Annotated in this window: 29 protein-coding genes; 22 read left to right on the top strand and 7 right to left on the bottom strand. The window is 69.9% G+C overall.

Annotated elements, in window-relative coordinates:
- The 6 genes from FHG71_RS01755 to FHG71_RS01730 all read left to right on the top strand — a co-directional run bounded on the left by FHG71_RS01755 (position 1) and on the right by FHG71_RS01730 (position 5,067).
- Positions 1-1,011 (top strand): ArsJ-associated glyceraldehyde-3-phosphate dehydrogenase, encoded by a 1,011-nt coding sequence (locus tag FHG71_RS01755; RefSeq protein ID WP_139079876.1) that lies wholly within the window; start codon positions 1-3, stop codon positions 1,009-1,011.
- Between the two features lie 68 nt (positions 1,012-1,079).
- Positions 1,080-2,285, top strand: coding sequence for an organoarsenical effux MFS transporter ArsJ (gene arsJ, locus FHG71_RS01750; protein WP_139080018.1), 1,206 nt, complete (start codon positions 1,080-1,082; stop codon positions 2,283-2,285).
- Positions 2,286-2,349: 64 nt separating this feature from the next.
- A complete protein-coding gene (locus tag FHG71_RS01745) occupies positions 2,350-3,225 on the top strand; it encodes a WD40/YVTN/BNR-like repeat-containing protein (RefSeq protein ID WP_139079875.1) in 876 nt (291 codons plus the stop codon).
- 222 nt (positions 3,226-3,447) lie between these two features.
- Positions 3,448-3,801, top strand: coding sequence for a roadblock/LC7 domain-containing protein (locus tag FHG71_RS01740; protein ID WP_139079874.1), 354 nt, complete (start codon positions 3,448-3,450; stop codon positions 3,799-3,801).
- Positions 3,802-3,898: 97 nt separating this feature from the next.
- On the top strand, positions 3,899-4,390 hold the full coding sequence (locus tag FHG71_RS01735; protein ID WP_139079873.1) for a MarR family winged helix-turn-helix transcriptional regulator: 492 nt from the start codon (positions 3,899-3,901) through the stop codon (positions 4,388-4,390).
- A gap of 83 nt (positions 4,391-4,473) precedes the next feature.
- Complete coding sequence (locus FHG71_RS01730) at positions 4,474-5,067, top strand: hypothetical protein (protein WP_139079872.1); 594 nt, start codon at positions 4,474-4,476, stop codon at positions 5,065-5,067.
- A gap of 76 nt (positions 5,068-5,143) precedes the next feature.
- Here FHG71_RS01730 and FHG71_RS01725 read toward each other — a convergent pair whose 3' ends face one another.
- Positions 5,144-5,347, bottom strand: a complete 204-nt coding sequence (locus FHG71_RS01725) for a hypothetical protein (protein WP_139079871.1) — start codon at positions 5,345-5,347, stop codon at positions 5,144-5,146.
- A gap of 600 nt (positions 5,348-5,947) precedes the next feature.
- Positions 5,948-6,187 carry a hypothetical protein gene (locus FHG71_RS01720; protein WP_139079870.1) on the bottom strand — a complete coding sequence of 80 codons (240 nt, stop codon included), beginning with the start codon at positions 6,185-6,187 and terminating at the stop codon, positions 5,948-5,950.
- A gap of 408 nt (positions 6,188-6,595) precedes the next feature.
- Here FHG71_RS01720 and FHG71_RS01715 point away from each other — a divergent pair, with 408 nt between their 5' ends.
- A complete protein-coding gene (locus tag FHG71_RS01715; protein WP_139079869.1) occupies positions 6,596-6,967 on the top strand; it encodes a hypothetical protein in 372 nt (123 codons plus the stop codon).
- A 4-nt stretch (positions 6,968-6,971) separates the two neighbouring features.
- Here FHG71_RS01715 and FHG71_RS01710 read toward each other — a convergent pair whose 3' ends face one another.
- Positions 6,972-7,730, bottom strand: a complete 759-nt coding sequence (locus FHG71_RS01710; RefSeq protein ID WP_176559236.1) for an HPP family protein — start codon at positions 7,728-7,730, stop codon at positions 6,972-6,974.
- 208 nt (positions 7,731-7,938) lie between these two features.
- On the opposite strand from FHG71_RS01710, the gene FHG71_RS01705 reads away from it, so the two are divergent.
- Both FHG71_RS01705 and FHG71_RS23330 read left to right on the top strand, forming a co-directional pair.
- Entirely contained in the window at positions 7,939-8,313 is a 375-nt protein-coding gene (locus tag FHG71_RS01705) for a rhodanese-like domain-containing protein (protein ID WP_139079867.1), read from the top strand.
- A 101-nt stretch (positions 8,314-8,414) separates the two neighbouring features.
- A complete protein-coding gene (locus FHG71_RS23330; RefSeq protein WP_176559235.1) occupies positions 8,415-8,585 on the top strand; it encodes a hypothetical protein in 171 nt (56 codons plus the stop codon).
- Here the strand turns inward: FHG71_RS23330 and FHG71_RS01700 are convergent.
- Positions 8,582-10,012: a helix-turn-helix domain-containing protein gene (locus FHG71_RS01700; protein WP_139079866.1), complete on the bottom strand. Its 1,431-nt coding sequence runs from the start codon at positions 10,010-10,012 to the stop codon at positions 8,582-8,584. The two genes, FHG71_RS23330 and FHG71_RS01700, sit on opposite strands and share 4 nt — an antisense overlap.
- A 158-nt stretch (positions 10,013-10,170) precedes the next feature.
- Between FHG71_RS01700 and aceA the strand changes: the two genes are divergently transcribed.
- Both aceA and FHG71_RS01690 read left to right on the top strand, forming a co-directional pair.
- Positions 10,171-11,457 (top strand): isocitrate lyase, encoded by a 1,287-nt coding sequence (gene aceA / locus FHG71_RS01695; RefSeq protein WP_139079865.1) that lies wholly within the window; start codon positions 10,171-10,173, stop codon positions 11,455-11,457.
- Between the two features lie 34 nt (positions 11,458-11,491).
- On the top strand, positions 11,492-11,716 hold the full coding sequence (locus FHG71_RS01690) for a hypothetical protein (protein ID WP_139079864.1): 225 nt from the start codon (positions 11,492-11,494) through the stop codon (positions 11,714-11,716).
- A gap of 63 nt (positions 11,717-11,779) precedes the next feature.
- On the opposite strand, the gene bfr is transcribed toward FHG71_RS01690, so the two are convergent.
- Positions 11,780-12,295, bottom strand: coding sequence for a bacterioferritin (bfr, locus tag FHG71_RS01685; RefSeq protein ID WP_139079863.1), 516 nt, complete (start codon positions 12,293-12,295; stop codon positions 11,780-11,782).
- On the bottom strand, positions 12,296-12,541 hold the full coding sequence (locus FHG71_RS01680) for a (2Fe-2S)-binding protein (protein ID WP_139079862.1): 246 nt from the start codon (positions 12,539-12,541) through the stop codon (positions 12,296-12,298).
- 165 nt (positions 12,542-12,706) lie between these two features.
- Here FHG71_RS01680 and FHG71_RS01675 point away from each other — a divergent pair, with 165 nt between their 5' ends.
- The gene (locus FHG71_RS01675; RefSeq protein WP_139079861.1) at positions 12,707-13,273 is read left to right on the top strand and encodes a DUF2585 family protein; all 567 of its coding nucleotides are present in this window, start codon (positions 12,707-12,709) and stop codon (positions 13,271-13,273) included.
- Here FHG71_RS01675 and FHG71_RS01670 read toward each other — a convergent pair.
- The gene (locus tag FHG71_RS01670; protein WP_139079860.1) at positions 13,270-14,025 is read right to left on the bottom strand and encodes an SDR family oxidoreductase; all 756 of its coding nucleotides are present in this window, start codon (positions 14,023-14,025) and stop codon (positions 13,270-13,272) included. The two genes, FHG71_RS01675 and FHG71_RS01670, sit on opposite strands and share 4 nt — an antisense overlap.
- Positions 14,026-14,173: 148 nt before the next feature.
- On the opposite strand from FHG71_RS01670, the gene FHG71_RS01665 reads away from it, so the two are divergent.
- From FHG71_RS01665 to FHG71_RS01620, 10 genes are all read left to right on the top strand, one after another.
- A complete protein-coding gene (locus FHG71_RS01665) occupies positions 14,174-14,947 on the top strand; it encodes an acetoacetate decarboxylase family protein (protein ID WP_139079859.1) in 774 nt (257 codons plus the stop codon).
- Positions 14,944-15,897 carry a C-terminal binding protein gene (locus tag FHG71_RS01660; protein WP_139079858.1) on the top strand — a complete coding sequence of 318 codons (954 nt, stop codon included), beginning with the start codon at positions 14,944-14,946 and terminating at the stop codon, positions 15,895-15,897. The genes FHG71_RS01665 and FHG71_RS01660 overlap by 4 nt, the downstream gene beginning before the upstream one ends.
- Positions 15,898-15,971: 74 nt before the next feature.
- The gene (locus FHG71_RS01655) at positions 15,972-17,006 is read left to right on the top strand and encodes a rhamnose ABC transporter substrate-binding protein (protein WP_139079857.1); all 1,035 of its coding nucleotides are present in this window, start codon (positions 15,972-15,974) and stop codon (positions 17,004-17,006) included.
- Positions 17,007-17,062: 56 nt separating this feature from the next.
- Entirely contained in the window at positions 17,063-18,565 is a 1,503-nt protein-coding gene (locus tag FHG71_RS01650) for a sugar ABC transporter ATP-binding protein (protein WP_139079856.1), read from the top strand.
- A complete protein-coding gene (locus tag FHG71_RS01645; RefSeq protein ID WP_139079855.1) occupies positions 18,562-19,590 on the top strand; it encodes an ABC transporter permease in 1,029 nt (342 codons plus the stop codon). The genes FHG71_RS01650 and FHG71_RS01645 overlap by 4 nt, the downstream gene beginning before the upstream one ends.
- Positions 19,587-20,537: an ABC transporter permease gene (locus FHG71_RS01640; RefSeq protein WP_139079854.1), complete on the top strand. Its 951-nt coding sequence runs from the start codon at positions 19,587-19,589 to the stop codon at positions 20,535-20,537. Before FHG71_RS01645 ends, FHG71_RS01640 begins: the two co-directional genes overlap by 4 nt.
- Positions 20,534-21,244 carry a FadR/GntR family transcriptional regulator gene (locus tag FHG71_RS01635; RefSeq protein ID WP_139079853.1) on the top strand — a complete coding sequence of 237 codons (711 nt, stop codon included), beginning with the start codon at positions 20,534-20,536 and terminating at the stop codon, positions 21,242-21,244. The genes FHG71_RS01640 and FHG71_RS01635 overlap by 4 nt, the downstream gene beginning before the upstream one ends.
- A complete protein-coding gene (locus FHG71_RS01630; RefSeq protein ID WP_139079852.1) occupies positions 21,241-22,290 on the top strand; it encodes a Gfo/Idh/MocA family protein in 1,050 nt (349 codons plus the stop codon). The genes FHG71_RS01635 and FHG71_RS01630 overlap by 4 nt, the downstream gene beginning before the upstream one ends.
- Entirely contained in the window at positions 22,290-23,096 is an 807-nt protein-coding gene (locus FHG71_RS01625) for a sugar phosphate isomerase/epimerase family protein (RefSeq protein WP_139079851.1), read from the top strand. Before FHG71_RS01630 ends, FHG71_RS01625 begins: the two co-directional genes overlap by 1 nt.
- Positions 23,096-23,410 (top strand): L-rhamnose mutarotase, encoded by a 315-nt coding sequence (locus FHG71_RS01620; protein WP_139079850.1) that lies wholly within the window; start codon positions 23,096-23,098, stop codon positions 23,408-23,410. Before FHG71_RS01625 ends, FHG71_RS01620 begins: the two co-directional genes overlap by 1 nt.
- Positions 23,411-23,482 lie beyond the last annotated feature (72 nt).

The raw sequence follows: 23,482 nt of genomic DNA, 5'->3' as shown, positions 1-23,482 counted from the left end.
TTGCCCCGCATCGCTCTCAATGGCCTCGGCCGCATCGGCAAGCTCGTGCTGCGCGACCTGATCGACAGCGGGGCGAGGGGCGAGGTCGTCCTGCTCAACGACCCCGCCGGGGACGCCGAGCAGCACGCGCTGCTGCTGGAGTTCGACAGCGTCCATGGCCGGTGGAAGGCCGGGATCGGCCACGAGCCGGGTGCGCTGACGATCAACGGCACCCGCATCCGCCTCACGCACGAAGGAGCCATCGAGGCGCTGCCGCTTGGTGAGCTGGGCGTGGATCTCGTGGTGGACTGCACGGGCGTGTTCAAGACCGGGGCCAAGGTGCAGCCCTACTTCGGGGCGGGCGCGCGCAAGGTCGTGGTCTCGGCGCCCGTGAAGGACGGCGGGGCGCTGAACCTCGTCTACGGGATCAACCACCACCTCTACGACCCCGCCCGGCACGATCTGGTCACGGCGGCGAGCTGCACGACGAACTGCCTCGCCCCGGTGGTGAAGGTGATCCACGAGGGCCTGGGCATCCGGCACGGCTCGATCACCACGATCCATGACGTCACCAACACCCAGACCATCGTGGACCGGCCCGCCAAGGACATGCGGCGCGCCCGCTCGGCGCTCCTCAACCTGATCCCCACGACGACCGGCTCGGCTACCGCGATCACGCTGATCTATCCCGAGCTGAAGGGGCGGCTGAACGGCCACGCCGTGCGGGTGCCGCTGCTGAACGGCTCGCTCACCGACTGCGTCTTCGAAGTGGAGCGGCCCACGACCGCCGAAGAGGTCAACGCCCTGTTCCAAGCCGCCGCCGCAGGCCCGCTCCGGGGCATCCTCGGCTACGAGACGCGGGCGCTGGTGTCGTCGGACTTCACCAACGATCCCCGATCGGCCATCGTGGACGCGCCGAGCACCATGGTCGTGAACGGCACGCAGGTGAAGGTCTACGCCTGGTACGACAACGAGTGGGGCTACGCCTGCCGGCTCGCGGACATCATCCGAATGGTCGCGGGGTCGATGTGACCGACGCGCCGGCCCCTGCGAGCCCGCTCCGGGCCTACGCCGCCGTCACGGCCGCCTACTGGGCCTTCATGCTTACCGACGGCGCGCTGCGGATGCTGGTGCTGCTGCACTTCAACGGCTTGGGCTTCACGCCGGTGCAGCTTGCCTGGCTGTTCCTTCTCTACGAGGTCGCGGGGATCGTCACCAACCTCTACGCGGGCTGGCTCGCGGCGCGCTTCGGCCTCGCGGCGACGCTCTACGCCGGGCTCGGGCTTCAGATCGGGGCGCTCGGGGCGCTGTCGCTGCTCGACCCGGCCTGGGGCGTCGCCGCGTCCGTGGCCTTCGTCATGGCGGTGCAGGGTGTCTCGGGCGTGGCCAAGGACCTTGCCAAGATGTCGTCGAAGTCGGCCGTGAAGCTCCTCGCGCCCGAAGGGGACGGCACGCTCTTCCGATGGGTGGCGGCGCTGACCGGATCGAAGAACGCGGTCAAGGGGCTCGGGTTCTTCCTGGGCGCGGCGCTCCTCGCGCTCGCAGGGTTCGAGACAGCGGTCTGGGGCATGGCGGCGGTGCTGGCGGCCATCCTGGTCGCGGTGGCCCTGTTCCTGCCCGAAGGCTTGCCCACCCGCGACAAGGGTGCGCGGCTGAAGGGCTGGCGTTCGCCCGACCCGCGGGTGAACCGGCTGTCGCTTGCGCGCCTGTTCCTCTTCGGCGCGCGGGACGTGTGGTTCGTCGTGGGCGTGCCGGTCTACTTCCAGGCGGTGCTGTCGGATGGCACGCCCGAGGGGCGGCGCTGGGCCTTTTTCGTCATCGGCGGCTTCCTCGCACTCTGGATCATCGGATACGGCGCCGTGCAGGCCGCCGCACCCCGCATCCTGCGTACCAAGGGCGCACAGGGCCGGGACGTGGTGGACAAGGCGATCCGCTGGGCCGGGCTCCTCGTGCCCATCCCCTTCGCCCTTTCCGCCCTCGTCTGGGCGGCGGGCGAGCCCTCGGCGGGGCTCACCGCCGCGCTGATCGGGGGGCTCCTGCTCTTCGGCGTGGTCTTCGCGGTGAATTCGTCCGTCCACTCCTACCTGATCCTGGCCTTCGGCGAGGCGAGCCGGATCACCCGCGACGTGGGCTTCTACTATATGTCGAACGCTGCCGGGCGATTGCTCGGCACGCTCCTGTCGGGCCTGAGCTACCAGACAGGCGGGCTGGCGCTGTGCCTTGCCACCGCAGGTGCCATGGCCGGCCTGAGCTGGATCGCGGCGCTCAGGCTGGCCGACGACCGGATGCCCGCGCGCGGGCCTTGACCGGGGCCGATCGGGCTGCGCTAGGAAAGGGCAGGGCGGCGGGACCGCAGGGGAGGGCAGGGACATGGCGAACGGCAGGCTCCATCCGGTTGGCGTCCTCGTGGCGGGTGCGCTGCTGGTGTCGGGCGGGCCCGGCACGGCCCAGGAGGCCGCGCCGGTGGCCGAGCTCCTGGGGCGCACCCATGTCCATGGCTTGGCGCTCGATCCGCTCGACGGAGGCCGGCTGCTGCTGGCCACGCATCACGGGCTTTACGCGCTCGACCTTGCGACGGGCGCCGTCGCCCCTTTGGGCGAGAGCCGCCAGGACTTCATGGGCTTCTCGGTCGCGGGCGACGACCGGTTCCTCGCCAGCGGCCATCCCGAAGCGGGCGGCAACAGCGGGGTGCTCCTGTCGACCGACGGGGGCGCAAGCTGGGCGCGGATCGCGGAGGGCGTGGACGGGCCGGTGGACTTCCACCAGATGGCCTCGAGCGCGGCCGACCCCGGCACCGTCTACGGCGCCTATGCCGGCGGGCTCCAGCGGAGCCGGGACGGCGGCGCGACCTGGACGCTGGTCGCGCCCGCGCCCGAGGGGCTGATCGACCTCGCCGCCTCCACGGCCGACCCGGAGCGGCTGTTCGCGGCCACGGAGGCCGGGCTTCTCGTCAGCGGCGATGGCGGCGCGACCTGGGAGCCGGCCGGCCCCTGGACCGCGCCGGTCTCGGTCGTGGAGACCGGGCCCGGTCCGGAGGTCCAGGCCTTCGTGCTGGGCAAGGGCCTCGTGCGCGCGGGGGAGACGGGCGAGGGTCTTGGGCAGTGGACCACGGTCTCGCCGCCTCCGGGCGGCGACTATCTCCTGCACCTCGCGACGGATGGACGCCGGACCTATGCCGTGACCGGCTCGGGCGTCCTGCTGGTTTCGGAGGACGGCGGGGCGAGCTGGGCGCCGTTCGGCGGCTAGTCGACCTGAGAGCCGGCCGTCCTCGCCGACCCGAAGCCGACACGCGTCCCAGAACACGACGGACATTCGACACGTCTCGTTGATAATGATGCTCGATCTTAGTTTTTGTGTCGTGTTGCCGTAGTCCAGACATGGTTGGGCCGGAAGGGGAGGCGGCGGGGCCGGCCGGTTCCGCGCGGGACCGGTGGCGGGGCTGCCGGGCGGATAGAAGGAACGACGCGCATGCGCACGGACATCTCGGGCACCTCGACCATCGCCGGCTTCATCGGCGCGGCTCTCGTGGATGGCGAATCGGGGCTGCTGCTGGCCTCGGAAGGCGGCGGCCGGATGGACCTCGAGGCGGCGGCGGCGGTCAACACGCAGGTGGTCAAGGCCGAGCGCCAGGCCATGGAGGCGCTGGGGCTCGACGACAGCATCGACGACATCCTGATCACGCTTGGCAAGCAGCTCCACCTGATCCGCCCGCTCGAGCAGGCGCCGGAGACGTTCCTTTATGTGGCCCTCGACAAGAAGGGTGCGAATCTCGGCATGGCTCGGCTGCGTGTCCGGCAGATCGAGGCCTCGCTGAGCCTGTAAGGCGCGACGGTGAAGCGGGGCGACCGGCGCGCGGCGCGGCGCGGCGCGGTGGAGCTATTCGATGGAAGCGGGTAGGAATGGCCTAAAGGAGCCCCCGATGGCCGAGACCGCGCCCCCCGACCTGCCAGATCTGACCGATTTCATCTGCTTTGCCGTCTATTCGGCCAACCACGCCTTCGGCCGCGTCTACAAGCCGCTGCTCGACGAACTGGGCCTGACCTATCCGCAATACCTGGTGATGGTGGTCCTTTGGGCCCAGGACGGGCAGACGGTGGGCGCGATCGGGCGCCGGCTCTTCCTGGAAAGCAACACTCTGACGCCGCTCCTCAAGAGGTTGGAGGCGCTGGGCCATGTCTCGCGTCGTCGCGCCGTCGATGACGAACGGCAGGTGATCGTGAGCCTGACGGACAAGGGCCGCGCGCTGCGGGGCAAGGCCCGTGAGGTGCCGCCCTGCATCCTGGATGCTGTGGGGCTCGATCTGGCGACGCTGGGACGCCTTCGCGACGACCTCGTGGCGCTTCGTCACCGGCTCATCGATCCTGAAGCCGAAGACGCTCCGGCTGGGCCAAGCGGGCGTCCGGCTGCCTGAACCGGATCACGGGCCGGCGCCGGGCTCTCCCGCCTGCGGGACTGGAGGGGAAAGGGGGTTTACGGCACGAGGATGTCGCTGGCTTGCAGGGCTGGCCTCGCGTCGAGCCGGAGCAGGAGCGCCTGGGCCGCGCCGCCGCTGCCGTCGTGGAAAAGTCGGCCGAGTGCCTGACTATGGACCAGCCGGTCGTCCGCAGCGTCAGCCTGGGCGCCGCGATGGAGCTGGGTCGCGAGAAGCTGGTCCAGCGGATCGGCACCGAGCAGGGAGAACACGTCCGCCTCAAGGACCAGCCTGTTCTGGCCCAGTCGGACGTCCGCGACGCGGTTCGAGCGGTTTGCCAGCAGCGGGGCTTGGTCGAGGACGAAGTCGTCCCTGCTCGCAGTACCGTAGAGCAGGCCTGTGCCGCCGTCGGCAAGGCTGTCGTCGCCCGCGTCGCCGGAGACGGGGTCGGTGAAGACCGTGATCCTGGGCCGGCCCGCAACGGTGGAGGTGCCGAGATGATGTCCGTGCTGACCATGTCCTGTATGGTGCCGCTGGCGTGGTTGGTGACGAGGTCGGAGGTGCGGACCTCCTGGCCGCCGACGCCCAGGGGCTCGACGTTGAGGACCTCGATCGTGCCCATCTTGCCCTTGCGTCCCGTGAGCGTCAGGTCGCCGGCCGTGCCGGTGACGATCTGATCCGACAGCGGGTCCGTGAGGTTGGCCGGGTCCGTCCCGTCGCCGCCATCCATATGCTCGCCCGCGCCAGCACGGATCAGGTCAGCGCCCCGTCCGCGGAGAAGCAGACGTCGTCGGCGTTGCCCGTCAGCGTGTCGCTGCCGCCGAAGCCCAGCCGCACATCGGCCTGCGCGGGGCCGTCGCCCTGGTTGTCGGCGCCATCGAGCGCATGGGCGGTACCCGAGTTGTAAGCCCCGTCGGCCATGCCGGTGAGCCGGCCGTCCGATCCGATGCGGAACACGGCGGAGCCGTGGTGGTGTAGCGCGGGACGACGAGATATTGCTCGCCACCGGCGCTGGTCACGCCCTTCCGGCTCGCGGGGCAAGCGGTCCCATATTCGGCGCATCGGTGTCTAGGACGGTCTGGACGCGGGCCACGGTGCCGTCGGGGGTCGACGCCACTGTCGCTGAAGAGACAGGTCCGGTCGTTGACGACGGCCGATCCGAAGCCGTTGGCGGCGCTCTGGGCCAGCGAGGCGGTGTCGGCGACGTTGCCGACATGGGTGAGACCTCCGTGCGCGTTCGGCTGAAGATGTTGATGCCGTCGTCCGTGTAGCCCGCCCAGTAGAAGGTGCGCCCCCTGATGGAAGGAGCACGGTGGCCTCCCAAGCCTGCGAGCAGGAGCGTGCCGTTGCCGAAGACGTTGTCGCGGGCGATCTTCGGACCCAGACGAACGGCCGTTCGGTCAACCACCTTTCAGGGAGCGTTGCAGCAGCGGGGGTGGCCCCGTGTCCCGGCGCCGCAAATCCTGGGTCCGCCCACAGTGGGACATGAAGGCTCGGTCGCCCATCGGGGCCGCCGTGCCACCCTGCCGGAATAGGCCAGGACGCGATGGGGGCGGGTCAGCCGGCCGCCGGGCTCGCTGCCGCTCGGCCCAGTGCAGATGGAGACCTGGTCAGGCGGGCCAGCACCGTTCCCGCAGCACGGGCCAGGGGGGGCGCAGCGAGCGCGCCCAAGGCGGCCAGCTGGACCACACCGGCATAGATGGCGAAGGCCATCCAGATCGAGTGACCCAGGGCCAAGCCTGCCGCGGCGGCGGACAGGGCGAACAGAATTACCAGCAAAAGCAAGACGAGCGGCATCTCGGATTTTCCTCATCAACGTTAAGACATTGCTCGGTCGGCTTGTCTGTTTCATGACCATTGCAAGAAGAAGCCGGGGAAGGCTTGGGCGTGCCGGTGGCCGTTGGTCGGACCTCGGCCTAGAGCGGCGCCCTTGGCCGGGCGCTCGGGTGCGGGCAGGGGTGCCTCTGCCCAAAGGCCGCCACGGCGAAGCAAGTTGATGTTATTTCTCGAAGAATGCCAAATCTGTGCAGTGCCGGTCCGTCTTGGGGTGGCCTTGGCTGGGCCGTGGCGCGCCAGCGGATCGGCCAGCCGAAAGCCACGATGTCGTCGAACTGCTGCCCTTCCCGGAGGTCACAACCTGTGCGGGCGCCCTCATTTCCCCAGCCGGGGAGTCGGGCGTGCCCCGACGCGCCGACCGGAGGTCCCATGCGACGACTGCCGCTTGTTCTTCTTGCGCTCTGGCCGGCCTGCGCCTTGGCGGGTCCCGACCTCACCTATGGCATCGCGCTGGATTCGGAGCAGGGCGCGGCCGAGCTGCACCTGAGCCGCTGCGAGGCAGGCTGCTTCGCTCAGGTGGCCTATGTGAACCGCTATCTGCAGGGCGGGGCTTGGACGCGGGAATTCACGCTTGATCTCAACGGATTCGCGGTCATGGTGACGATCGTCGACGGCGACGGGCAGAAGCCCGAGATGGTCCGCGTGACACCGCCACCCGGCTACACGGCTGATCCGGCCGAACTGCCGGTCGAGGAGGGGACGACCGGCGTGGTGGCCATCCACGCCCTGGGCATGTCCTGAGATCCTACCGAGCCGCGCGGCGGGGCAGGCGGATCACGGGTGCGGACCGCGACCCGGTGCGGCGCTGGGCGCATTCCGCCTCGGCGGCATCGAGAAGGCGGCCGAAGTCCTCGGTGCCGATGTTGGCGCTCTGATTCAGCCGGTGCAGAAGGGCCGACAGGTCCTCGGCCGAAAGGCCCGCGTGCGAACGGGGTTCGGCCGGCACCTGGCGGAAGGGGTAGCGCCGCCCGGTGAGCCGGTTGAACACGAGCGCCACGCCCACGAGAGCCACCGTGTCGAGAAGCACGGGGGCAAGGACGAAGCCGAAGCCCATCTCCTGCACCACGGGCGCCGAGAGCACCGTGGCCAGCGCCACGGCGCCCCCCGGCGGGTGCATGGCGCGGAAGGCGGCCATGCCGGCGATGGCCCAGAACACCGCAAGTCCCGCTGCGATCGGCTGGGGCGGGCCCAGGAGCACCACCGTCACGGCCACGACCGCCGAAACGGTGTTCCCCACCACCGCCGACCAAGGCTGCGCAAGGGGCGAGTTTGGCACCGCGAAGAGGAGGAAGGCCGTGGCTCCGAGCGGGGCGATGAGAAAGAGCCCCGCCGCGGCCCCGCCCGTTCCGCCTAGAGACACAAGTGCCCCGCAGGCCAGCAGGGCGAGCCCCGCGCCAAGGGCGGCGCGGAAGGGCTCGCCCCCGGAGGGACGTGGCATGGCGGGGCCCAGGGAGCGGAGGGCGCGGCGCAGGCGGATCGCGCGGCGTTTCGCGGCAGGGGACATGGACGGCCTCGCGTCAGGGCTTGGCCCGCGCGGGGCACATGGGCTGCCTAGATAATGGGCAGCGGCTCCGTGTTCCAGCGTGGGAATTGGATCGCGTGCGATGTTGTTTGTCGCGGTTGAGGCGCTTGGCGCTTCACTTCGTCCCCCGGCTTCGGTCATGAACGGGGCGGAGCAGGAGAAACCTGCCGCCCAAGGAAGGACCCACGACATGAAGACGGCCAAGGACTATCTCGACGAGGCCAACGCCCAAGTGCCGCGCATCCCCGTCGACGAAGCGCTGAAGAAGCACGCCGAGGGCAACGCCCTGTTCGTCGACGTGCGCGATTCGGGTGCCATCGCCAAGACCGGCACCATCGCCGGCGCGGCGCGGGTGCCGCGCGGCTTCATAGAGTTCGCCGCCGACGACAGCTCGCAATACCACAACCCCGTGCTGAAGAAGGACGCCGAGATCTATCTCGTCTGCGGCGCGGGCGGGCAGGCGGCGCTGGCGGGCCGGACGCTCAGGGAGATGGGCTTCGAGAAGGTCCACAACATCGGCGGCATCGGCGACTGGACGGCGGCCGGCGGCCCGATGGAGGACTGAGGGCGCGAGCCCCCTTGGCGCAATCGCGCGATGGGGCTAACACGCCGCCCGCGGGCTGCGCCGTGCGGCCCGCGGGAGCCGAAGACCGAAGGGCGAGAGCCATGGACCTCGTGACCTATGATCCCGCCTTGCCGGAGCTTCCGCTCCTGCGGGGGCTGCGCCTGCCTTCGAGCGACGGTGCGGTTCCGCCCGCGCGCTTCGACTGGGCGGGCTACGTGATCCGCCTCGCGCAGGTCGTGGCCGAGCGCCGGGCCAGTCCCGACGCTGCCTAGCGCCCGAAGGGCGAAAGCCCCCGCGTCGCTTCGGACAGGTCGAGCCCCCCCAGGATCGACGGCGCCGCACGGCTGGGGCAGTTCGCGCGCTCGCACAGGCGGCAGGTCACGCCGATTCCCGTGGGGCGCATCTCGCGCAGGCCGCGGGCGTAGGTGAGCTGGGAGGCGAAGCGCTCCTCGCAGCCCAGCGCCACGGCGAAGGCGGCCTCGGGCTCGCCCCAGGGAGCGGCGAGGCGGCGCACCATCCGGGCGATGGAGAACCAGCGCTTGTCGTCCGGCATCTCGATCAGCTGCGTGAGCGTGCGTCCCGGATGGCGGAAGGCGTCGTGCAGGCTCCAGCGCGGGCAGGTGCCGCCGAAGCGCGAGAAGGGGAAGGCGCCCGAGGAGAAGCGCTTGGACACGTTGCCCGCATTGTCCACGCGGACCATGAAGAAGGGCACGCCGCGCGCCTGCGGGCGCGAGAGCGTGGTGAGGCGGTGGGCCACCTGCTCCCAACTCGCGCCGAAGCGCGCGCCCAGAAGATCCACGTCGTAGCCCAGATCCTGCGCCGCCGCGAGGAAACGGCCATAAGGCATCATCAGGGCCGCGGCGAAGTAGTTGGCCAGCGTGATCCGCCCCAGCTTGCGCGACTGGGAATCGGCCATTTCGGGCGCCGCCGCCAGAACCGCGTTGACGAGGTCCCCGGCTTCCAGCAGCCCGATCTGATAGGCCGCTTGGAAGCAGCGCCCGGCGGGCTCGACCAGTTCGGAGATCATGAGCTTGCGGCGGTGGCGGTCGTAGTGGCGCAGTGTGACGCCCATCTCCTGGTGCGACATCACCTGCACGCGGATGCCATGGCGCGCGCGCAGCCGCAGCGTGAGCGCGTGGAAAAGATCGCCCTCGACCTGGCCTAGTTCGGCCGCCAGCGTCTCGGCCGCTTCCTCGATCGCCGGGAAGTGGTTGTTGGCCTGCTGGAGATAGGCCCGCACGCGTTCCACCGCGTCGACGGCGGGGGGCAGGGGGCCGCCGCGCTCGGCCTCGGCGTGCTCGCCCGCGAGGCCCGAGCCCAGCTCCGCCACGCCCGCATAAGCCGAATGGAGCCGCTTGAGCGCCTGAACGAGCGTCGGCGCCTGCTCCAGCGCCGCCCGGATCTCGGCCTTGGGCACCTGGAGCGGCGCAAGCAGGGGGTCGGCCAGCACCTCCTCGATCTCGGAGGCGCCCTGACCGTCCTCGGCCCCGGCGAAGTCACGCGCGTCGATGGCATAGGTCTCGGACAGGCGGATCAGGAGCTGCGCCGTCAACGGACGCTGGTTGCGCTCCACGAGGTTGAGATAGCTCACCGAGATGCCCAACTCGCCGGCCATGGCGCTCTGCGACAGGCCCAGCGTGGTGCGCAGACGTCGAAGCTGCGCGCCGGCCATGATCTTGCGCCGCTCGTCGAGGCTCATCCTGCACTCCTGTCAAAACCAGTACAGATTTACAAATGACAATTTGTACGACTTTGACAAGTCATCCTTTGGGCGGAGCTGTCCGACTTGTTCCCATGCCGCGCTGCCGCAAAATGGTCCTCAGAACAGACGCACACACAGACGGAAAGCCTCCCCTCATGACCGAACTGACCTTCCAGGATCTCGTCCCCCACGCGCCCGAGGGGCGTTTCGACGGGATCAACCGGCCCTACACGCCCCAGGACGTCCAGAAGCTCCGCGGCTCGCTGACTATCCAGCACACGCTGGCCGAGCGCGGCGCCAACCGTCTCTGGAAGCAGCTCCACGAGGAGCCCTTCATCAACGCCCTCGGCGCCGTCACCGGCAACCAGGCGATGCAGCAGGTCCGCGCGGGCCTCAAGGCCATCTACCTGTCCGGCTGGCAGGTCGCGGCCGACGCGAACACCGCCGGCGCGATGTACCCCGATCAGTCGCTCTACCCTGCGAATGCTGCGCCCGAACTGTGCCGCCGCATCAACCGGACGCTCCGCCGCGCCGACGAGATCGAGGCCTCCGAGGGCAACGTCACCCGCGACTGGTACGTCCCCATCGTCGCCGACGCCGAGGCGGGCTTCGGCGGGCCGCTGAACAGCTTCGAGATCATGAAGGCCTTCATCGAAGCCGGCGCCGCGGGCGTCCACTTCGAGGACCAACTGGCGTCCGAGAAGAAGTGCGGCCACTTGGGCGGCAAGGTCCTGATCCCCACGGCGGCGCATGAGCGCAACCTCGTTGCCGCCCGCCTTGCCGCCGATGTGATGGGCGTGCCCACGATCACCGTCGCCCGGACGGATGCCGAATCGGCCCAGCTCATCACCTCCGACGTGGACGAACGCGACCACCCCTTCATCGACCGCGAGAACCGCACCACCGAGGGGTTCTTCCGCCTCAAGGCGGGCACGGGCCTCGACCACTGCATCGCCCGCGGCATGGCCTATGCGGAGATCGCCGACCTTCTGTGGTGGGAGACCTCGTACCCGGACCTCGACGACGCCCGCAAGTTCGCCGAGGCCGTCCACAAGAAGTACCCGGGCAAGCTCCTGGCCTACAACTGCTCGCCCTCCTTCAACTGGAAGGCCAAGCTCGACGAGGCCACCATCGCCAAGTTCCAGCGCGAGCTGGGCGCCATGGGCTACAAGTTCCAGTTCGTGACGCTGGCGGGCTTCCACTCTCTGAACCTGTCGATGTTCGACCTGGCCGACGGCTACCGCGACCGCGGCATGGCCGCCTACAGCGAGATGCAGCAGCGCGAGTTCGCCGCGACCGAGCGGGGCTTCACCGCCGTCCGCCACCAGCGCGAGGTCGGGACCGGCTACTTCGACCAGGTCGCCACGACCATCACCCAAGGCAAGTCCTCGACCACCGCCATGGGCGAATCGACCGAGACCGCCCAGTTCACCCACGCCTGATCGCCAGACATCCGATCCCCGAGGAGGGCCGACCATGTACGACATGCTTCCCGATGCCCACGAAGGCACCACGTCCCTGTCCGAGCGCCAGACCGCCCACATGGAGGCCGTGGCCGAGCAACTCGGGCGCCTGAACGCCGCCATCCGCGAAGCCGTGGACGCGGGCCTTGCGGTCGAGCTGCACCGCTCGGAGCGCTACCACTGTGGCGGCGGCTGCTGGGGCGACATGATGAAGCCCGTCATCGTGAAGTGCGTCTGACCCTGAGTCGATGACGAGTGACGGGGCCCCTCCTCCGGGGGCCCCGATTTCCGTTGGGTCAGGTCAGTCGCCGTGACTGGCCCCGGCGCTGCCCGCGTCGGCCTGATCGGCGGGCTCCGCGTTCAGGTGCTCGTAGTGCTGTGTACCGATGCGGTCGTAGAGGCCGAGTTGCGTCTCCAGGAAGTCGATGTGCCCTTCCTCGTCTGCGAGGAGGTCTTGGAACAGCTTCTTGGACACGTAGTCGCCCACCTTGTCGCAGTAGCCGTAGGCCTCGCGGTAGAGGGCGGCGGCCTCGTGCTCGGCCGCAAGGTCGGCCTCCAGCGATTCGCGGGCGTTCTGACCGATGCGCAGGGGGTCGAGCTTCTGGAGGTTCGGGTGACCTTCCAGGAAGATGATACGTGTGATGATGCGATCCGCGTGGTGCATCTCCTCGATGCTTTCCTCCCGGCTCTTCTTGGCCAAGTGCCCGAGGCCCCAATCCTCCTGCAGCCGGTAGTGAAGCCAGTACTGGTTCACGGCCGTCAGCTCGCTCCGCAGCGCCCGGTTGAGGTACTCGATGACCTGGGGATCGCCCTTCATCTACGCAGTCTCCTTGTTGTGCACCGGAACCCGCAGGAGCGGGGGCCGGTTCGGCACCTCAAGGTTATCGTTCCGCTGCATCGTGGCAAGGAAAAGGGGTAGGCAGTTGCCGCAGTCGGGGCGCTTGCCGAGCGCCCGGTAGACCTTGCCCGGCGTGATGATCGTCTCAGGGTCCGCGGCGCGCATCCAGTCGATGGCCGCGTGGATGTCGCGATCGGACAGGCCGTTGCAATGGCAGATCATCATGGCGCAGGGCTCTCCTGGGGCGCGTCCCGATATACCTGACCAATTTGCTTGTAGTCGTCAATCCTGAGCGAAATGCTTGCCTGGGGCCGATGCAGCAATGTGAGGGCTGGGGCGGGTCGGAAAACCCGCCTTGGCCTTGCCGGAGCGTCGTGCTTGGCTGCGCGCATGACCCGTAACCTGCACCCCTGGCTCGTTTCCTTCCTGATCTTGGCCGTCGCGGCCGCGTGGCTCCTGGCCGATGGCCGCGCCCCCCTTGCGCCATCCGGTCGCATCCTCCTGTGGTACGACGATCCCTGGGGGGCGGAAGGGTCGCAGCACCTGTTCGACTGGTACTCGCCCAGCCACCTCATCCACGGGCTGCTCTTCTACGCCGGGCTGTGGCTGGTCGCGAGGAGGCTCGCCATCGGTTGGCGCTTCGCCTTGGCCGTGCTGGTGGAATGCACCTGGGAGCTGGTCGAGAACTCGGATGCGGTGATCGAGCGCTACCGCACGGCCACCGTGTCCAAGGACTACCTGGGCGACACGGTCCTGAACTCGGTCGCGGACGTCGTCTGCATGGCCCTGGGTTTCTGGCTCGCGCGGCGGCTGCCCGTCTGGATCTCGGCCGCGCTGATCCTGCTGTTCGAGGTAGTCACCGTCTGGCTCATTCGCGACGGGCTCGCGCTCAACGTGCTGATGCTGCTCTGGCCGGTGGAGGCCGTGCGCGAGTGGCAGGCGGTGGCGGCGGGCTAGGCCGCCGCCATCATGCCCCTGAACAGGTCGTCACGCACGTCGAGCAGAACCTCCTCGCGGTCCCGGTTCGCGGAGGCGCAGAGCCAGGCCAGCACAGTGGCGGGCACGTCCGGGTGCACGAGATCCTTTTGGGGGATCTTCGAGATCGGATTGAGTCCTGCCTCGCGGATCTCGGCCTGCATGGCAGTGTCGGTGGGCGGGATGCCGACGAAGCGGGCGTGCACGCCCCGGGGGCTCAGCTCCAGGTCCTGCATCATCGTGAGCATCCGCGCCGCGGCCTTGGAGGTGCAGTAGGCGGTCCAGCCCTCCATGGCCTTGGTCGCGGCCCCCGTCCCGGCGTTCAGGATCAGGCCGCGCGCCTCTTCCAGCATGGGCAGGCAGGCCATCGTGACGCGGTGGAGGCCCAAGACGTTGACATCGAAGGCCGGGCTCAGCTCATCGGCGGACAGCTCGGCAAGCGGCCGGATGGTCGAGATCAGGCCCGCGTTGTTCACAAGCACGTCGAGGCCGCCCATCGTCTCGCGCACCTGCGCGGCGGCGGCCCGAACGGAGGCGTCGTCGGTGACATCGAGCGGCACGGCGGTCACGTCGTCGGGCAGGGCCTCAGCCTCTCCGTGAACCCCGGCCACCACATGCGCGCCGTGCCGCGTCAGCACGCGCGCCAGCGCCGCCCCGATCCCGCGCCCGGCGCCGGTCACGAAGACGCGCCGTCCCGAGAGGTCCGGCACCGGAACGGGATGCAGATCGAACATTTCGCTTGACCCCTGACGTTAAGGAAAGGCTAATTGGCCTGACCAATTCGTTACGACGCGCCAAGAGACCTGTCAAAGGTTTGCGTCGGGAGGAGGAGAAGATGCGCGGAAACGCCGTCGGTGGCCATCCGGATTTCAGGACTCTGGCATGACCGGGCCCTGGGGCCTGACCCGGCCTACGGAGGGCGACATCGTCCGGGGTGGGTTTTCGACTCCCTGGGACGCGCCCCTGGTCCCGCCATTTCCGTTCCGCTTCCGCAACGCCGAGATCCTGACGCTCTACTGGCGCACCGACCCGGAGGCGCTGGCCTTTCTTCTGCCTCCGCCACTGGAGCCCATCGGAGACGTGGCCTGCGTCCATGTCTACCGGATGCACGACCCCGACCGGCTGGGCCCCTACGGCGAGGCGAACGTGATGGTGGGCGCGCGGCTCGGCGATCGCGAGGGGGCCTATTCCCCCTATCTCGCGCTGTCCTCGGATGGCGGCGTGGCGCATGGGCGCGAGGTGCACGGCCAGCCCAAGAAGCTGGCAAGCCCCACGCTGGAGGTGCGCGGCGACCTCGTGGTGGGGCGGATAGAGCGGAACGGGATCGACGTGCTGACCGGGACGCTGGCCTACAAGCAGCGGGCGGTAGGCCCCGAGGCACTGAAGCCCTTCTTCGATTTCGCGACCAACCTGAACCTCAAGGCTGTCGACCACATCGATGGGCGGCCGGCCATCCGACAGATCACGTCGCGCCGTCTGTCGGAGGTCACGGTCCACGAGGCCTGGGCAGGGCCCTGCACGGTCGAGCTGCGGCCCAACGCCCAGCTTCCCATCTTCCGCCTGCCGGTCGTCGAGCCGCTGGTGGGCTTCCACTGGCGCGCCGACTTCACGCTCGTGCCCGGCGAGATCATCCACGATTACCTGGAGGCCGCATGAGGGTCGCCGTCACAGACTGGACGTTCCCGACCCTCGACCAAGAGGAGCGCGCCGCACGCGAGGGTGGGGCGGACTTCTCCGCACACCAGGCGAAGTCCGCCGAAGATGTGGCCCAGGCCGTCGCGGGCGCTCGGGTCGCGCTCGTCCAGTTCGCGCCCTTCGGCGAAGCGGCGGCGAGGGCCATGGCGCCGGGCGGCACGGTGATCCGCTACGGGGTGGGCTACGACAACATCGACCTTGCGGCGGCACGGGCCTACGGCCTGAAGGTAGGATACGTGCCTGACTACTGCGCCGACGAAGTGGCCGAGCACACGGCGGCCATGGCGCTGGCCCTGCTGCGGAAGCTGCCGCAACTCGACGCCTCGGTGCGTGCGAACGACTGGGCGGCGGTCAAGGTCGCGCGACCGCTCAAACCCTTCTCCGAGACGGTGTTCGGCTTCTTTGGGTTTGGGCAGATCGGGCGGGCGGTCCATGCACGGCTCCGGGGCTTCGGCTTCCGCTTTGCCGCCGCGGACCCCGGCCTGTCGACGCGGGACGCCGAGGCGCTGGGCGTCGCGCTCATGGGCCCTGAGGAGCTGTTGCGCGAGGCGGACGTGATATCGCTCCACGCGCCCGCGACCGCCGAGACGCGCGGCTATTTCAATGCTGCGCGGCTCGCGACCATGAGGCCGCACGCGGTCCTGGTGAACTCGGCGCGCGGGCAGCTCATCGACGAGTACGACCTCGCGGCGGCGCTGCGGGACGGGACCATCGGGGGCGCCGCGCTCGACGTGTTCGGAGCCGAGCCGTTGCCGCCGGGGTCGCCCCTGCGCTCGGCTCCCAACTGCCTGCTCACGCCCCATGCCGCCTGGTACTCGGACGCGGCCATCGGGCGGCTCCAGAGCCTGGTGGCCGAGGACGTGCGGCGGGCGCTGCGGGGGGTGGGGCCGAGAAAGCCCGTGCCCGGCTGACGACCCTTCCCGCGCGGGGCCGTGAGGGGACCCCGCCGCCGGGACCAAGCAAGAACCCCTCGGGAGGAGACGACATGATCCGGACCCTGGGCCTCGCGGCCCTTCTCGCCGGCGGCGCGACGATGGCGCTCGCGCAGGCCAAGACGCTGACCCCGGGCCAGGAGGTGGACATGGTCCTCCTGCCGAAGTTCCTGGGCATCCTCGTCTTCGACCAGGCCCACGAGGGCGCGCAGGAGGCTCATGCCGAGCTGCAGAACCCGGGGGAGCTGCTGTTCCAGGGGCCGACGCCCGAGAACTCGGTCGCGGGCCAGATCGAGATCATGACCACCGCCGGCACGCAAGGCGTGGGCGCGGTCATGCTGTCCAACAACGCGGGCGACCAGATCGTGCCCGCCGCGCAGGCGGCGCAGCAGGCCGGGACCAAGGTCGTGACCTGGGACAGCCCGATCCCGAACGGGCAGGGCGAGGACATCTTCATCGCGCAAGTCGATTTCGAGGAGACCGGGCGCGTGATGGCCGACATGGCGCACGAGATCATGGGTGGCGAGGGCCAGTTCGCGGTCCTTTCGGCCTCGCCGGACGCCGCCAACCAGAACGCCTGGATCGCCTCGCTGGAGGAGGTGCTGGGCGCGGACGAGAAGTACGCCAACCTCGAGCTGGTCGAGACCGTCTACGGCAACGACCAGTCCGAGGAGAGCTACAACCGGGCGCTCGCGCTGGTGGACTCGCACCCGGACCTCAAGCTCATCATGGCGCCCACCACCGTCGGCATCCAGGCCGCCGCCAAGGCCATGCAGGACGAAGGGCTCTGCGAGCAGGTCAAGGTCTCGGGCCTGGGGCTGCCGGCCGAGATGGCGAGCTACACGCTGAACGGCTGCGCGCCGCAGTTCGCGCTCTGGGATTTCCGGGATCTCGGCTACCTCACCTATCAGGTGGCCTACGGGCTCGCGACCGGCCAGCTCACCGGCGAGGAGGGCGAGACCTTCGTCGCGGGCCGGATGGGCGAGTACACGATCGAGGCCGACCCGGGCCGCGAGGGCGCCAAGCGCGTCCTGATGGGGCCCTTCACCGTCTACACCGCCGAGAACGTCGAAGGCGCGGCCAACTGATCCTTGTCGGGGCGGCCCCGTCCGGGGCTGTCCCTCTTCCGCCCGGAGCCCTGCCCATGGCCGCCCCCGTCCTTGCCCTGCGCGATGTCTCCAAGAGCTTCGGCGCCACCCGGGCCCTCTCGGGCATGACGCTGGAGCTGTGGCCCGGCGAGGTCCATGCCGTGGTGGGCGAGAACGGCGCGGGCAAGTCCACCATGATCAAGATCATGACTGGCGTTCACGCGCCCTCGACGGGAGGGGTGGAGGTGGATGGGCGGCCCGTCACGCTGTCTGGCCCCCGCGAGGCGCGGGCGAAAGGCGTTTCGGCCATCTACCAGGAGCCGATGGTATTTCCCGACCTCGACGTGGCCGAGAACATTTTCATCAGCGCCACGGACCTTGGGCTCGTGCAGCGCCGGGGGCTGCTGCGAGAAAGGGCGCGGGAGCTCATTGCGCGCATCGGCATGAGCCTCGACCCCGACCGGGTGGCGAGCGGGCTGACGCTGGCCGAGCAGCAGGCCGTGGAGATCGCCCGCGCCCTGAGCCAGGACGTGCGCGTGCTCATCATGGACGAGCCCACGGCCTCGCTGTCGGCTCACGAGGCGGGCGAGCTGCGCCGCATCGCGCGTGGCCTGGCGGCCGAGGGTGTCGCGGTCGTCTACATCTCGCACCGGCTGGAGGAGATATTCGAGGTCGCGCACCGGGTCACGGTGATCCGCGACGGGAGCCACATCTCGACCCGTCCCATCGCCGAGGTCACGCCCGAGCGCATGATCGCCGAGATGGTGGGGCGCGAGGTCGGCAACTATTTCCGCAAGGACGAAAGCCACGCGACGCCCGAGGTGCTGCTGTCGGTGCGCGGCCTCGGCGTCGAGGACGCTTTCGAGGGCGTCAGCTTCGACATCCACCGGGGCGAGGTCCTGTGCTTGGCGGGCCTGATCGGCGCCCGGCGTACGGACGTGGCGCTGTCCTTGTTCGGCATCCGGCCGGCGACGGCGGGACGGGTCCTGTGGAAGGGGCAAGAGGTCCGCATCGGGTCCCCACGCGCAGCGATGGCGCTGGGGATCGCCTATGTCTCGGAGGACCGGCGCAAGCTCGGCCTAGCCCTGCCGCTGTCGATCCGCTCGAACGTCACGCTCGCCACCCTGGGCAAGGTGCTGACGCGTTGGGGCCTTATGCGCGAGCGGGCCGAGCGCGCCGTGACGCAGGGCTACCGCGAGCGGCTCAACATCCGCATGGCCGACGCGGACACGCCCGTGGGCAAGCTCTCGGGCGGCAACCAGCAGAAGGTGATGCTGGCCAAGTGGCTGGAGACGAACCCGCAGCTTCTGATATTCGACGAGCCCACGAGGGGCATCGACGTGGGCGCCAAGGCCGAGGTGCACGACCTGATCCGCCAGTTCGTGCGACAGGGCGGCGCGGCGCTCGTCATCTCCTCGGACCTGCCCGAGGTGCTGGCGCTGGGCGATCGCATCCTCGTCATGCGCGAGGGGCGGCAGATGGGCGTGATCCCGCATGAGGCGGCCACGCAGGAGGGGGTCATGCGCCTCGCTACCGGACAGGACAGGGACGCCGCATGACCAGGGTCTCGCCCGGCGCGCTGCGCCTCCTCGCGCTCGTCCTCGTGCTGCTGCTGGTAGGGGCGTTCTTCGCGAGCCAGATCGAGAACTACCTGAACGCGCGGCTCTTCAACCGCATCTCCTCCTCGGTCGCCATCGTGGCGCTGATCGCCTGCGCGCAGACCCTGGTGATCCTGACGCGCAACATCGACCTGAGCCTCGGCGCCGTCGTGGGCTTCACCGCCTATGGTACGGGAGCGCTGGTGACGGCCGTCCCCGACCTGCATCCGGCACTGCTCGCCTTGGCGGCGCTCGGGATCGGCGCGGGCTTCGGCCTTGTGAACGGGCTCCTCGTGGCCTACGCGGGCGTGCCCTCGATCATCGTGACGCTCGCCACCATGGCGATCTTCCGGTCGGCGCTGGTGGAGTTCTCGGACGCGCAGAGCATCACCACCGACAGCCTGCCGGACTGGCTCGTGGCGTTCCCGAATCTGCAACTCTTCGCCATCGGGGGTGTGCAGTTCCGCGCGGCCTTCGTGGCGGCCGTGGTCATCGTGATCTTCGTCCACCTCGCCCTGACGCGGCTTCGGCCCGCCCGGGCGCTCTATGCCGTGGGCTCGAACCCCGAGGCGGCCGAGATGGCCGGGATCGACGTCCGGCGCACGGTGCTGGCGGCCTTCGTGGCGGCGGGGGCGCTGGCCGGGCTTGCCGGGCTCTTCTTCCTTGCGCGCTTCGGCAACATCACCGTGGTCGCGGGGCTCGGCTTCGAGCTGAAGAGCATCGCCGCCGCCGTGCTGGGGGGCGTGAACATCTTCGGGGGGGCCGGCACGGTCGTGGGCGCGCTGATCGGCGCGATCCTCGTGGACCTGATCGAGAACAGCCTGGTGCGCTGGGATCTCGTCTCCGAGTTCTGGCGCGAGGCGGTGCTGGGGCTCCTGATCCTGTCGGCCGTGACCGGCGACGCGCTCCTCATGCGGCGCCTCCAGCGCCTGCGCATCCGCCGCGATAAGGCGGCCGCCCCGGTCCCGAAGGAGGCCACGCCATGACCCGCGTCCTCGGCCCCTGGGAGACGTTCCTCCTCGCCGTGCTGGTGCTGGTCTACGCCGCGAATGCCTGGATCAGCCCGCAGTTCCTGACGGTGGGCAACCAGATCAACCTGTTCCAGCTCTCCATCGAGAAGATCATCATCGCGCTGGTCATGGCCTTCGTCATCATCAACGCCGAAATCGACCTGTCGGTGGGATCGATGATGGGGCTCTCGGCCTGCGCCTTTGCCACGCTGGTCGAGGCGGGGACGCCCGCCGCGCTGGCCTGCGCGCTGTGCCTCGGGATCGGACCCGCAGGCGGCTTCCTGAACGGCTGGTTCGTGGCGCGGTTGGGGCTGCCCTCGCTCGTGGTGACGCTCGCCACGCTGATCGGCTTCCGGGGCCTCGCGCGCATCCTGCTGGAGGACCGCAGCATCGGCGGCTTCCCCGACTGGTTCGCGGCGCTGGGGCAGCGCGGCCTGATCGGGCCGGTGCCGCTGGGGCTCCTGTCGTTCCTCGTGCTCTTTGCGCTGCTCTACGTGGTGCTGGAGAAGGGCGGCTTCGGGCGGAAGACCTATGTCATCGGCGTGAGTCGCGACGTGGCCGAGTTCGCGGGCCTCGACACCGCCCGGCACAAGATCCTGATCTTCATGGCCTCCGGCCTCGTGGCGTCCTATGCGGGGCTCCTGTTCGCCGCGCGCGTGGGCGCGGTGCGGGGCGACGTGGGGCAGGGATTTGAATTGGACATCATCACCATGGCCCTGCTGGGCGGGGTCAGCATTTTCGGCGGCTCGGGGACGCTGACCGGCGTGGGACTTGCCATCCTGATCGTGCTGTCCCTGCGCAACGGCATGTCGCTCATGAACGTCACGGGGCACATCCAGACGGGGGTGGTCGGGCTCCTGCTGATCGCCTCGGTGTTGGTGCCGCGCCTGGGCGCGCGCCTCGCCCGGAGGGCGCCGGCATGAGCCTGCCCTCCCTCGACACGCCCATCCAGCGCGAATCCGTCGCCGAGCAGGTCGCGCGCCGCATCCTCGACCTCGTGGTGGCTCGGCAGCTTCGCCCGGGCGACCAGCTTCCGCCCGAACGGGACTTGGCCGAGTCGCTGGGTGTGTCGCGCCCCTCGGTGCGCGAGGCGATCCGGGGTCTGTCGATCCTCGGAGTGGTCCGGTCGCGGCAGGGCGGCGGCTCCACCATCTCCGCACTCGACGCGCAGGCGTTGCTGTCGCCGATCCAGTTCTTCTTGGCGCTGGAGGAAGGCAACATCCGGGCGCTCTACGACGCCCGCAGCCTGATCGAGAGCGACGTGGCCAGGCGCGCCGCCGTCAACATGGACGACGCCTCGCTCGACCGGCTGGAGGGGATCCTGGCCGCGCAGGAAAGCACGCTGCAGGACGCCACCGCCTTCCGCGCCTCGGACTTCGCCTTCCACCAGGCGATCTGGCAGGGCTGCGGCAACCCCTTCCTGCGGCGGATCGGCGAAAGCCTGAACGTCCTGGGGCTGGAGGTGCGCAAGCGCGCCTCCGAGACGGCCGGGGTGCTGGAGCAGTCGCTGCGCGACCACCGCCTCCTGCTGGATGCGCTCCGGGCCCGCGACCCGGAGGCCGCGGCGCGGGCGGCCGAGACTCACATGCAGAACGTCTTTCGCTCGACGGTGGGGCAGGAGGGGACATGACGGCACGGATCGGCGTGGTGGGGATCGGCTGGTGGGCGGTGTTCATGCACATCCCCACGCTCCAGGACTGCGACGGGGTCGAGGTGGTCGCGCTCTGCGACCTCGATCCCGAGCGGCTGCGCATCGCCGGGGATCGCTTCGGGATTGGGGCGCTCTATAGCGACCTCGACCGGATGCTGGCGCAGGAACGGCTCGACGGCCTCGTGGTCGCGACGCCGCACGTGGCCCATGCCGGGCCGGCCATCGCGGGGGTCGAGGCCGGCTGCCATGTGCTCGTCGAGAAACCTATGGCCACCGCCACGCAGGACGCCCGCGCCATCGCCCAGGCCGCCGAGCGCGCGGGACGCGAGGTCATGGTGCCCACAGGGCTCAACTTCACACGTTTCTCGGCCTGGGCTGCCCGCTGGGTCCGGGGCGGGCGGATCGGGGCGCTGCGGCACGTGGCCTGCCAGATGGGCTCGCCGCTCGACGACCTCATGGCGGGCAAGCCCATGGCCGAGACCGCCGACCACATCTTCCGCCCGCCGCCCTCGACCTGGGCCGATCCCCGGCGCGCGGGGGGCTACGGCTGGGGGCAACTCTCGCACGCGTTGGCCTGGGTGGCCTACGTGACGGGCGAGGGCTGGGAGAGCATGGCCTGCCTCGACGTGAAGTCGCCCACGGGGGTGGACTACTACGACGCGGGCATGGGCCGCTTCGCCGGAGGCGCGACGCTGGCGCTGTCAGGAGCCTCGACGGTGCCCAAGCATGTGGGGATGCACACGGACGTGCGGCTATACGGGACGGAAGGCATGGTCACCTTCTCCAACCTGCCCGCCCGGTTGGAGCTGCGCCGCCACGACGGCCACGACGAGGCGCTGCCCCTGACGGATATCGAAGGCGTCTACGACGGCTCGCTGCCCGTCCGGGTCTTCGCGCGGCTTTGCCGGGGCGAGGCGGTCGAGAACGCTTCGGATGCGCGCAACGGACTGAGAGTCACGGCGGCGCTCGACGCGCTCTACCGCTCGGCTGCCTCCGGGCGCATCGAGGCCACGGGGGCGTCCTGATGCGCCTGTCGGTCACCTCTTGGTCCTTTCCGGCGCTGACGCTCCTCGAGGTCGCATGGGTGGCCCGTGCCCTGGGCCTTGATGCCATCGACGTGGGGCTCTTCTACCGCTCGGCGCTGGACAAGGCCGAGATCCTGTCGGACCCCCGCGCGGCGGCGGAGCCGCTCCGGGGCCTCGGGGTCGCCATCGCCAACTACTACCACCTGTTCGGGGACGGCCTTGCCGACCGGAACATCGCCCTCTCCGGGAGCGTGGCCGCCAACCTCCGCGACCTCGAACGGGTGCTGGCCTTCGCCGAAGCCGCCGCCATTCCGACGGTGTTCGTGCTTCCCGGGATCGTGAACCCCGGCCAGTCTCGTGAGGCGGCGGCGCGGGTCGCGGCCCAATCCCTGCGCGTGCTGCTGGAGGTGCCCGGCGCACGCCAGCGGCTCTGCGTCGAGCCGCACGTCCATTCCTGGGCCGAGAGCCCGGCCCTGGTACGCCGGCTGGTCGACGAAACCGGTGTGCGCCTCGCCCTGGACTACGCCCACTTCGCCTGCCTGGGCTATCGGCAGGAGGAGGTGGACCCGCTCGCGCCCCACGCCGCCCATGTCCACCTGCGGCAGGCCCGGCCAGGAGCGCTCCAGGCCAAGTTCGCGCAAGGGACTCTGAACGTCCCCGCGATGCTCGGCACGCTGCGGGACGCGGGCTACGACGGCTACGTGGCGCTCGAAGCGGTGCACCAGGACTACATGGGCACGCTCTTCGACGACGTGCTGACCGAGACGGTCGCGCTGCGCGACGCGTTCAACCACTGGAGGGGATGATGGCCAGCTACGCCTGGGTGCTCGAGGTCCGGCCGGGCTACGAGGAGGAGTACAAGCGCCGGCACGACGCGATCTGGCCCGAGATGACCGAGGCGCTGCGGAAAGCGGGCTTCCGCAACTACAACATCTTCCGGCACGGGCTGACGCTGTTCGGCACCTTCGAGTGCGACGACCTTGCGGCGTTGCAGAAGGCGATCGCCGCCGATCCGGTGAACGCCCGCTGGGCCGAGTGGATGGCCCCGATCATGAAGGTCGAGATCGACCCGGCCACAAGCTTTCCCTTTCTCCTGCCGCAGCAGTTCCACATGGACTGAGCCTGCGGGATGGGCTTCGTCCCGCACCTCCGGGTGCCCTTCATCCGCCTTGCTTGGGCCCGGATCGCGCCG

Source organism: Rubellimicrobium roseum, from assembly GCF_006152145.1.
GTDB classification, from domain to species: Bacteria; Pseudomonadota; Alphaproteobacteria; order Rhodobacterales; family Rhodobacteraceae; genus Rubellimicrobium; species Rubellimicrobium roseum.
Note: the sequence above shows the minus strand (reverse complement) of the source record. Positions and strands in the feature narration are given on the sequence as shown.